The sequence below is a fragment of the Rhizobacter sp. P2_D12 genome, assembly GCF_056404395.1.
In genome coordinates, this window is the sequence record NZ_JBFUEB010000154.1 from 1 (window position 1) to 10,833 (window position 10,833).

Here is a 10,833-nt window from a genome sequence, read left to right on the forward strand (position 1 = left end):
CCGCCTCAAAGACCTGCGCAATGAGGTGAATGTCTGGACTATTTAAGGAACAAGAATGGCGCCACTTCTCAAATCCCTGATCGCCTCACTATGTGTGGGCCTTTCCTCATGTGCAAGCAGCCCTCAGGATGGCACCCCTGTCACCGTTGGGAACCTGCATTTGAGTGCCCCAAAAGAATGGGTCGTGACCATTGAGGGAGGAACCTTGCTTGCAAAACCGAGTTCCTCAGTGACATTGCCACGGATAGAAGTTCAGACGTGTGAGAGAGTCAACGCGAATTGCGCGACACCATGCGACGCAGAAAAAATAGAAAATAACTACTTCTTCTTTGCAGCGGGAGGTAAATTTGAGTCCTCACAGCGAATGCGATCTGACGGCAGTGCTGAGTTCGGAGTGGATGGAGACTTTCTCGCTGATGGAATATCTGTAAAAATATCCTCAAGAGTTCTCTGCTCGCAAAGAGGAATCGTATTCATCTCTGTTGCTTGGGAGGCGGATTCCGTCGAGAGGCCCCGCATCGAGGCCATCGTCGGCTCCGTCCGGTGGCAACCTTGAGGGCTGATGAGAACACCGATGAAATGATTTCTTTTTTGGCCGAGGCATCCAGTGATGCTCCTGCTCATGACGATTTCGAACAGCATGACGCCGAATCACAACTGGCACAAGTAGCACAAGAACTCGAAGGTTACGCACCTTCAAGGCACCCCGCTGACTTGGATGGACTGAAGTTGCGAGGTTCGATAATGAAGAGTGCGTCGAAGCCTCATGTCACCTTCTGATTGGCTGGAGCAGCCCTGCTCAGGGTCCTCACATTCCAGGGCGGTGATACATCAATCGTTACAGGATGGTTGCATCTGATATGGACAGTTCCGTTCGGCGTTGTGTGGTAGTTCTACGCCTACGACATTGTTCTCACGTGGGTCCCCGCCAATGTTGCACAACCAATCGGTGTGGTTGTCATCGATCTCGTCGCCTTCGCATTCTGGTTCTTGCTTCTTGCTTCTTCCCAAGATCCGCACGCTGCGAACAAGAGGCACGGTGATGATGAAGCTACCGCGACAGCTCCCACGACGAACCCAAAATGAATATCTCGAACCACGAAATCCCTTCAACGGTGACCACCCTCTTGGCAGCGGCCTTGCTGATCTCCTGTGCGAGTACGTCGAACGTGGGCAACGTCTCCTTTGAATTCCCGCGCACGTGGCACATCAGCACCGAAGGCGACGGCCTGACAGCAAGCCCAGACCCCAACCTCGGATTGCCATTGCTCAACGTGCAAGCCTGCGAGAGAATGGATCCCGCTTGCGCGACGCCCTGTGAACAAAGAAAGATTCGCGACGCCTACTTCATCTTTTCAGCGAGTGGGGGTCATGTTGAGTACACACAGACGTCGCATCCGGACGGGAGCATCGATTTCGGCGCGACGGGAGTCATCCCCGGCGAGACCGGAGATGTTCAAGCCAAGGCGCGCGTGCTTTGCTCAAGCAAAGGAATTGTCTTTGTGAATCTGATGTCAAGAACGCCCATAGAGGAACTCTCGCCAGAATTTGAACGGACGATCCAGTCCGTCCGATGGAGACAATAGAGGGTTATACCAACAGCGCCAAAACCGGACTCTTGCATGAATCAGTGCTTGGCAGAGCGCGCGTGGTCACTGGGTTGCTACAGACTCGCAAAAACCTGCCTCGGTATGCAGCGAGAGTTCTTTGCTCGCAGGACGGAATTGCGTTCTTGCCCCTTTCCTGGGAAGGACCTGCGGTCGGACTCCCGCACATGGATGCGCTCGTCGACTCGGTTCGATGGAAGTGATGACCGGAGTCCGCTGTGCAGTGGATCGACGGCTCCCTGAACGAGACTGGCCAACTGCTACGCCTTCACAAGGGAGCTGTATTCTCCGGACTCCCCTGGATGGCCGGTTCGGCCGCTTTGCCCCGCATCGAAACGATCATCGATTCAGCTCGTCGGCAGCGTTGAGGCTGGATGGCGGCGGCCTCAGCCTCGGACAGCTCCCACGGCCGGTGCGCGTTGGCGTACGACAGCGACGAGCCAGAAATGACGACAACAACCTACTCCCTGAAGCGCCGCCTGATCCTCTGGATCATCCTGCCGGTCTCCGCCTTCATCGCGTTTGACACCGTGAGCCTTTACGGGCGCGCGCTCGACGCCATCACGCTGGCCTACGACCGCACGCTGCTCAGCTCGGCGCGCACCATCGGCGAGCTGCTCAGCGCCGACAAGAACGGCCTGCGCGTCGAGCTGCCGTACAACGCGCTCGAGATGCTGGACAACGGCGACGCGCGGATGATGTACCGCGTCAGCGGCTTCCACGGCGAGTTCCTGTCCGGCTATGCCGACTTCCCCACCTACGATCGCACGCCGCCGCAGCGCAGCGCCTACGACGCACTGGTCGACTTCTACGACGGCGAGTTCCGCGGCGAGCCGGTGCGTATCGCCGCGCTGTACCAGCCGGTGGCCGGCCCCGACTCGCGCGGCGTCGCGCTGGTGCAGGTGGCCGAGACGCTCGAGGTGCGCAAGCGCCTGGCACGCCAGATCCTGAGCGAGACCTTGTCGCGCCAGTCGATCCTGGTGATGGTGGTTGCGATGATCACCTGGCTCGTGGTCGCGAAGGCGCTGCGGCCGATGGAGACCCTGCGCCAGCAGCTGGAGTCGCGCAGCGACCGCGACCTGTCTCCGGTCGAGTCGCAGGGGCTGCCACTCGAGTTGACGCCGCTGGCCGCCGCAGTGAACCACCTGATGCAGCGCCTGCAGCGCCTGCATGAGCACCAGCGCCAGTTCGTGCGCGACGCCTCGCACCAGCTGCGCACGCCGCTGGCGGTGCTGAAGACGCAGGTGCAGACGGCACTGGACTCCRAGTCCAGCACCGAGGCGCACCTGGCGCTGCCGGGCCTGCATGCGACGGTCGACCGCGCGATCCGGCTGGCCAACCAGATGCTCGCCTTGGCGAAGGTGGAGCAGGTGCAGGGCCATGCCGAGCCGGTGACCGCCGAGCTGGCCGAGCTGGCCCAGGAGGTGGCGCTCGACCTGTCGCCGCTGCTCGGCGAGAAAAAGATCGACTTCGAGCTGCAGTCCGAGACCAGCGAGGTGCACGGCCACGCATGGATGGTGCGCGAGCTGCTGCGCAACCTGCTGCACAACGCGATCCGCGCGACGCCGCGGCGCGGCACCCTGCTGCTGCGCGTCGGCGCGGGCGAGCTGCTGGTGCGCGACAGCGGGCCCGGCATCGCGCCCGAACTGCGCGAGCGCCTGTTCGAGCCCTTCCACTCCGGGCACCCGTCCGAAGGCAGCGGCCTGGGGCTGTCGATCTGCCGCGAGATCTGCCGCTCGCTGGGCGCGACGATCGAGCTGGTCAACCGCGAGGAGGACGAGCACGTGGTCGGCCTGGATGCGTGGGTCAGGTTTCGACCCGTGACGGGGGTGAAGACCGGCTGAATCTGCCTACACTGTCGGCTCATCCACAGCGCAGGCCGCCCTCCCCGTTCCACCCATGGCAAAGGTTTCCGACACGGCCCCCGCCCACGCCGGCGTGCGGCTCGACAAATGGCTGTGGGCCGCCCGCTTCTTCAAGACCCGCAGCCTCGCGACCCAGGAGATCGACAAGGGCCGCATCAGCGTCAACGGCCAGGCCGCCAAGCCGGCGCGCGAGCTGAAACCGGGCGACGTGCTTGAGCTTCGCCAGGGGCCGCTCACGCGCAGCATCGTCGTGCTGGGCCTGAGCCACGTGCGCGGCGGCGCACCGGCGGCCCAGGCGCTGTACGAGGAGACGGCCGAAAGCATCGCGCGCCGCGACGAGACCTTGCGCCAGCGCAAGCTGGCCGCCGAGCCGGCGTTGACCATCGAGCAAGGGCGCCCGACCAAGCGCGACCGCCGCCAGCTGGCCGACTGGAACCGCTGGAGCGCAGAGATGGACTCCCCCCCGAAGCGCTGACGCGCTCCCCACCGCTGGTGGCCCGGAAACGCCGGATCCATGGCGGTCGCTGGAGGTTCATCTGCTTGCGATTCGTTCGTGCGGACCCACGTGCCTTGAAGGACAGGCCCTGCATTATTTTTGAAACCCCTCTTGAAACCCGGGGCAATGCGCCCATATGCGCGCCATTCGACAGGATCCACCCATGCAAAATCCGGAAAATTCTTCGCAAGATCAAGGACTTGAGACACCCGCCGAGGGCCTGAACGCCGCGCCCGCCACGCCGGCCGAACCGAACCTGGAAGCCCGCCTGGCGGAGATGTCGGACGCCTACCTGCGCGCCAAGGCCGAGACCGAGAACATCCGCCGCCGCTCCGAGGAAGAGATCGCGAAGGCCCGCAAGTACGCGGTCGAGAACTTCGCCGACAGCCTGCTGCCGGTGAAGGACAGCCTCGAGGCCGCCATCGCGATCCAGGCCGCGACGCCCGAACAGCTGCTCGAAGGCGTGCACGCCACGCTGCGCCAGCTGGCCGCCGCGCTCGAGCGCAACAAGGTGCTCGAGATCAACCCGCCGGCATCGACGAAGTTCGACCCGCACCAGCACCAGGCGATCAGCATGGTGCCGGCCGAGCAGGAGGCCAACACGGTGGTCGCGGTGCTGCAGAAGGGCTACCTGATCGCCGACCGGGTGCTGCGCCCRGCGCTCGTCACGGTGGCTGCGCCGAAGTAGCCATCCACAAGCCCGGCCCCTTGAAAAGGCCCGACTTATCCACAACTCGAACACATCAAGATTTCCCGCATTCAGGAGAACCACATGGCAAAAATCATCGGCATCGACCTCGGCACCACGAACTCGTGCGTGGCCATCATGGAAGGCAACACCACCAAGGTGATCGAGAACAGCGAGGGTGCGCGCACCACGCCGTCGATCATTGCCTACCAGGAAGATGGCGAGATCCTCGTCGGTGCTTCTGCCAAGCGCCAGGCCGTCACCAACCCGCGCAACACGCTGTATGCGGTGAAGCGCMTGATCGGCCGCAAGTTCACCGAGAAGGAAGTGCAGAAGGACATCGACCTGATGCCCTAYAAGATCGCGCAGGCCGACAACGGCGACGCCTGGGTCGAAGTGCGCGGCCAGAAGCTCGCGCCGCCGCAGGTCAGCGCCGAGGTGCTGCGCAAGATGAAGAAGACCGCCGAGGACTACCTGGGCGAAGCGGTGACCGAGGCCGTGATCACGGTGCCGGCGTACTTCAACGACGCGCAGCGCCAGGCCACCAAGGACGCCGGCCGCATCGCCGGCCTGGACGTCAAGCGCATCATCAACGAGCCGACCGCGGCCGCGCTGGCCTTCGGCCTCGACAAGAACGAGAAGGGCGACCGCAAGATCGCCGTCTATGACCTGGGCGGCGGCACCTTCGACGTGTCGATCATCGAGATCGCCGACGTCGACGGCGAGAAGCAGTTCGAGGTGCTGTCGACCAACGGCGACACCTTCCTGGGCGGCGAAGACTTCGACCAGCGCATCATCGACTACATCATCACCGAGTTCAAGAAGGAGCAAGGCGTCGACCTGTCGAAGGACGTGCTCGCGCTGCAGCGCCTGAAGGAAGCGGCCGAGAAGGCGAAGATCGAGCTGTCGAACAGCGCGCAGACCGACATCAACCTGCCCTACGTGACGGCCGATGCCTCGGGCCCGAAGCACCTGAACATCAAGCTCACGCGTGCCAAGCTCGAGGCGCTGGTCGAGGACCTGATCGAGCGCACGATCGCGCCGTGCCGCACCGCCATCAAGGATGCCGGCGTCGCGGTCAACACCATCGACGACGTGATCCTGGTGGGCGGCATGACCCGCATGCCCAAGGTGCAGGAGAAGGTCAAGGAGTTCTTCGGCAAGGAGCCGCGCAAGGACGTCAACCCCGACGAGGCCGTGGCCGTCGGTGCCGCGATCCAGGGCCAGGTGCTGGCCGGCGACCGCAAGGACGTGCTGCTGCTCGACGTGACCCCGCTGTCGCTGGGCATCGAGACGCTGGGCGGCGTGATGACGAAGATGATCGCGAAGAACACGACCATCCCGACCAAGTTCGCACAGACCTTCTCGACCGCCGACGACAACCAGCCGGCCGTGACGATCAAGGTGTACCAGGGCGAGCGCGAGATGGCCTCGGGCAACAAGAGCCTGGGCGAGTTCAACCTCGAAGGCATCCCGCCGTCGCCGCGCGGCACGCCGCAGATCGAGGTCAGCTTCGATATCGACGCGAACGGCATCCTGCACGTCGGCGCCAAGGACAAGGGCACCGGCAAGGAAAACAAGATCACCATCAAGGCGAACTCCGGCCTCTCCGAGGCCGAGATCCAGCAGATGGTGAAGGACGCCGAGCTGAACGCCGCCGAGGACAAGAAGAAGCTGGAGCTGGTGCAGGCCCGCAACCAGGCGGATGCGCTGGTGCACAGCGTGCGCAAGTCGCTGGCCGAGCATGGCGAGAAGCTCGACGCCGGCGAGAAGGAGAAGATCGAGTCCGCGCTGAAGGACGCCGAGGAAGCGCTGAAGGGCGACGACAAGGCGGCCATCGAGGCCAAGAGCGAGGCGCTGATGACGGCCAGCCAGAAGCTGGGCGAGAAGGTCTATGCCGATGCGCAGGCGGCCCAGGCCGCGGCCGGCGCGGGTGCCGGTGCGGGTGCAGAGGCACCGCATGCGGAGGCCGCCTCGTCCAAGCCGGCCGACGACAATGTGGTCGACGCCGAGTTCAAGGAAGTGAAGGACCAGAAGTAAGCGCGTCCCGGCCTCCACACACCCCCGTGAGTCCTGACCGGCCCACGGGGGCTTTGCATTTCAAGCACGAGCACCATGGCAAAGCGTGACTATTACGAGATCCTCGGCGTCGCGAAGAACGCCTCCGAGGACGACATCAAGAAGGCCTACCGCAAGCTGGCCATGAAGCACCACCCGGACCGCAACCAGGGTGATGGCGCGAAGAAATCGGAGGAGCAGTTCAAGGAGGCCAAGGAAGCCTATGAAATGCTGTCCGATGCGCAGAAGCGCGCGGCCTACGACCAATATGGCCATGCCGGCGTCGACCCGAACAGCGGCGGCTTCCGTCCGGGCGGCCCGGGCGCGGAAGGCTTCGGCGGCTTTGCCGAGGCCTTCGGCGACATCTTCGGCGACATCTTCGGCGGGGCCGGCGGCCAGCGCCGCGGCGGCGGTGGCGGCGGCCAGCAGGTGTTCCGCGGCAGCGACCTGAGCTACGCGATGGAAATCACGCTCGAAGAGGCGGCGCGCGGCAAGGAGACGCAGATCCGCATCCCGAGCTGGGAAGAGTGCGAGACCTGCCACGGCAGCGGCGCCAAGCCCGGCACCAGCGCCAAGACCTGCCCGAGTTGCAACGGCGCCGGCACGGTGCACATGCGCCAGGGCTTCTTCAGCATCCAGCAGACCTGCCCGCACTGCCACGGCACCGGCAAGATCATCCCCGAGCCGTGCCTGACCTGCCATGGCCAGGGCAAGATCAAGAAGAACAAGACGCTGGAGGTGAAGATCCCCGCCGGCATCAACGAGGGCATGCGCATCCGCTCGGCCGGCAACGGCGAGCCCGGCACCAACGGCGGCCCGGCCGGCGACCTGTACATCGAGATCCGCATCAAGCAGCACGAGATCTTCGAGCGCGACGGCGACGACCTGCACTGCACCGTGCCGGTGGGCCTGACGCTGGCGGCGCTGGGCGGCGGCATCGAGGTGCCGACGCTGGGCGGCAAGGCCGAGATCGACCTGCCCGAGGGCACGCAGCACGGCAAGACCTTCCGGCTGCGCGGCAAGGGGATCAAGGGCGTGCGCTCCACCTACCCCGGCGACCTGTACTGCCACATCAGCGTCGAGACGCCGGTCAAGCTGACCGAGCACCAGCGCAAGCTGCTGAAGGAACTGGACGAATCGTTCAACAAATCGGGCGGCAAGCATTCGCCGAATGCCAAGAGCTGGACCGACCATGTGAAGGATTTGTTCAAGTAATCCGCGCTCAAGCGGCCATCCGACGGAACCGATATCCGTGGGATGGCCCCGCTTGACCGAGATATCGCGCAGTGCCGGGCGATGGTCATCGACCCGAACCCGACGTCGCGCAGCATCCTGACCGCCCAGTTGCGAGACTTCGGCGTGGGCACGGTCACGCAGTGCGGGCGCATCGAAGACGCCCGCAAGCAGCTCGAGGCACGGCCGTTCGACGTGGTGCTGTGCGAGCACAGCTTCAGCGCCACCGGCTATTCCGGGCAGAACCTGCTCGACGACCTGCGGCGCAGCCAGCTGCTGCCGCTGTCCACCGTCTTCATCATCGTCACCGGCGAGGCCTCGTACACGCTGGTGGCGGATGCCGCCGAATCGGCGCTCGACAGCTACCTGCTGAAGCCGCACACCGCGACCGCGCTCGGCGAGCGGCTGATGCAGGCGCGCAAGCGCAAGAAGTCGCTGGCCGACATCTTCAACGCCATCGAGGCGAACGAGTTCGAGCAGGCGGCCGCGCTGTGCGCACAGCGCTTCATGCAGCGTGGTCCCTACTGGCTGTACGCCGCGCGCATCGGCTCGGAACTGCTGCTGCGCGTGGGCAAGCACCACGAGGCACGGCAGATGTACGAGGCGGTGCAGCAGACCGGCGCGATCCCGTGGGCCAAGCTGGGCATTGCGCGCTCGCAGCTCGATGCGGGCCAGAACGGCCCGGCGATGCGCACGCTCGAAAGCCTGATCGGCGACCACCCGAGCTTTGCCGACGCCTACGACGTGATGGGCCGGGTGCAGGTCGAGCAAGGCGACCTGCAGCAGGCGCTGGAGACCTACCGCCGCGCCAGCGCGCTGACGCCGGGCTCGATCAGCCGGCTGCAGAAGCAGGGCATGCTGGCCTTCTACCTGGGCGACCACGACGAGGCGGCGCGCACGCTGGAGCGGGCCGCGACGGCGGGCCTCAGCTCGAAGATGTTCGACTTCCAGACGCTGGTGCTGCTGGCCTTCACGCGCTTCCACCAGCGCGACGCCAAGGGGCTGCAGCGCTGCCGCGACAACCTGCGCGGCGCCCTGGAGAAGGCGCCGCAAAGCCGCCGGCTGCAGCGCTTCGCGGCGGTGGTCGAGGTGTTCCACCTGATGCTGCAGAAGCAGGTGGGCGCGGTGGTGGCCGCGGTGAAGGACATCGTGCGCGACCTGCGCGAGCCGTCGCTCGACGTCGAGGCCGCCTGCAACATCCTGAGCCTGCTGTCGGAGTTGACCGCAGCCGAGCTGAGGCTGGACGGTGCGGACGACTGGGTCGACGCGCTGGCCCTGCGCTTCGCGAGCGCCAAGGGCCTGGCCGAGCTGCTGGCGCGCACCGCTTCGGGCCACCCGCCGCATGCGCAGCGGGTGCGCGATGCGCAGTTGCGCATCAACGAGATGGCCGAGCAGGCGGTGACGCACACGCTGGCCGGCAACCACCGGACGGCGGTGCAGATGCTGGTGGCGCAAGGCGAGCGCACCTTGAACAGCAAGCTGATCGAGATGGCGCGCATGACCTTGCAGCGGCACGAGGGCAGGATCGCCGATGCCGGGCCGTTGCAGCAGCAGGTGGACGCGCTGCGGCAGAGGTTCGGCGGCGCCGCGTTGCCGGCACTYGGACAGGTCGGCACGCGCCAGGCCGGCGCGCTGAGCCTGCGCGAGAGCAGCAGCGTGTAGCCCGGATGCCGATCCGGGACCGCACGGCAACGACTGCCGGCACAATCGCGCCATGCAGATTGGCCGACGCAACCGAGCACTCTTTCCTCCCGGCAACCGCCCTTCGTCCTGGAACCCGCTGACGCTCGCCCTCCTGGCCAGCCTGTGGATCGCGCTGCTGGCCAACTGGCCGCTGTGGCGCGCGCTGCACGCGCTGCCCGAGATGCAAGGCGGCCGCGGCGCCCTCTTCATCGCGGCCTTCGGCGTCATCGTCGCGGGCCTGACGGCCCTGGTGCTGACCCTGGCGGCCTGGCGCTGGAGCATCAAGCTCGCGATCGGCATCTTCCTGTTCGCCGCGGCTTTCGGCGCCCACTTCATGGGCACCTACAACGTCGTCATCGACAGCAGCATGATGACCAACGTGCTGCAGACCGACATGCGCGAGACGCGCGACCTGCTGAGCCTGCGCATGGCGCTCACCGTGCTGGTGCTGGCCGTGCTGCCGATGGCCTGGCTGTGGCGCCGGCCGCTGCAGGCGCCCGGTGCGTGGCGGCAGCTGGGCCGCAATGCGCTGGGCCTGGCGGGGATCCTGGTGCTGCTGGTCGCGGTGGCCGCCGCGTCCTTCGCCGACCTCGCGTCGACCATGCGCACCCACACCTCGCTGCGCTACCTGATCAACCCGCTGAACTCGTTCTATGCGCTGGTGGCGCTGGCGCGCGATGCCAACGCCCGACCGGCCGGCCCGCCGACCGCGGTCGGCACCGACGTGGCGCTCGCGGCGCCGGCCCCCGGCGCGAAGCCGCGCCTGCTGCTGCTGGTGGTCGGCGAGACGGCGCGCGCCGATCACTTTGCCCTCAACGGCTACGAACGCGCGACCAACCCGGGCCTCGCGACGAAGGGCGTGGCCAGCTACACGCAGGTGACGTCCTGCGGCACCAGCACCGCGACCTCGCTGCCGTGCATGTTCTCGACCCTCGGCAAGCAGGCCTTCGAGGCACGCGACAAGGACTACGAGAACGTGCTCGACGTGCTGCAGCGCGCCGGCCTCGCGGTGCTGTGGCTGGACAACCAGGCCGGCTGCAAGGGCCTGTGCGACCGCGTGCCGCACGACGACGCCTGGCGCCTCGCGCCCGGTGCCGCGCCGCTGCCGGCCGGCCTGTGCGACGGCGGCGAGTGCCTGGACGAAGCGCTGCTGCACGGCCTGGACCAGCGCCTTGCCGCGCTGCCGGCCGAGCGCCGCGCCCG

Annotated in this window: 8 protein-coding genes; all 8 read left to right on the forward strand. The window is 66.0% G+C overall.

Going from position 1 to position 10,833, the window contains the following annotated elements; all coding sequences use genetic code 11:
• Positions 1-1,082 precede the first annotated feature (1,082 nt).
• Positions 1,083-1,586, forward strand: coding sequence for a hypothetical protein (locus tag AC1DYN_RS29640; protein WP_477965881.1), 504 nt, complete (start codon positions 1,083-1,085; stop codon positions 1,584-1,586).
• Between the two features lie 467 nt (positions 1,587-2,053).
• Positions 2,054-3,451, forward strand: coding sequence for a sensor histidine kinase (locus tag AC1DYN_RS29645; protein ID WP_477965883.1), 1,398 nt, complete (start codon positions 2,054-2,056; stop codon positions 3,449-3,451).
• Between the two features lie 55 nt (positions 3,452-3,506).
• Positions 3,507-3,947: an RNA-binding S4 domain-containing protein gene (locus tag AC1DYN_RS29650; RefSeq protein WP_477965885.1), complete on the forward strand. Its 441-nt coding sequence runs from the start codon at positions 3,507-3,509 to the stop codon at positions 3,945-3,947.
• A 184-nt stretch (positions 3,948-4,131) separates the two neighbouring features.
• Positions 4,132-4,656 (forward strand): nucleotide exchange factor GrpE, encoded by a 525-nt coding sequence (grpE, locus tag AC1DYN_RS29655; protein ID WP_477965887.1) that lies wholly within the window; start codon positions 4,132-4,134, stop codon positions 4,654-4,656.
• Positions 4,657-4,740: 84 nt separating this feature from the next.
• Positions 4,741-6,696 (forward strand): molecular chaperone DnaK, encoded by a 1,956-nt coding sequence (gene dnaK / locus AC1DYN_RS29660; RefSeq protein ID WP_477965889.1) that lies wholly within the window; start codon positions 4,741-4,743, stop codon positions 6,694-6,696.
• A 75-nt stretch (positions 6,697-6,771) separates the two neighbouring features.
• A complete protein-coding gene (gene dnaJ, locus AC1DYN_RS29665) occupies positions 6,772-7,929 on the forward strand; it encodes a molecular chaperone DnaJ (RefSeq protein WP_477965891.1) in 1,158 nt (385 codons plus the stop codon).
• A 42-nt stretch (positions 7,930-7,971) separates the two neighbouring features.
• Complete coding sequence (locus AC1DYN_RS29670) at positions 7,972-9,609, forward strand: response regulator (protein ID WP_477965893.1); 1,638 nt, start codon at positions 7,972-7,974, stop codon at positions 9,607-9,609.
• A 52-nt stretch (positions 9,610-9,661) separates the two neighbouring features.
• A partial coding sequence (locus AC1DYN_RS29675) for a phosphoethanolamine transferase (protein WP_477965895.1) occupies positions 9,662-10,833 on the forward strand: 1,172 nt, incomplete at its 3' end.

Bases quoted from the DNA above. Each gene is read 5' to 3' on its own strand.
- AC1DYN_RS29640 (WP_477965881.1), top strand. From the start codon at position 1,083: ATGAATATCTCGAACCACGAAATCCCTTCAACGGTGACCACCCTCTTG.
- AC1DYN_RS29650 (WP_477965885.1), top strand. From the start codon at position 3,507: ATGGCAAAGGTTTCCGACACGGCCCCCGCCCACGCCGGCGTGCGGCTC.
- dnaJ (WP_477965891.1), top strand. From the start codon at position 6,772: ATGGCAAAGCGTGACTATTACGAGATCCTCGGCGTCGCGAAGAACGCC.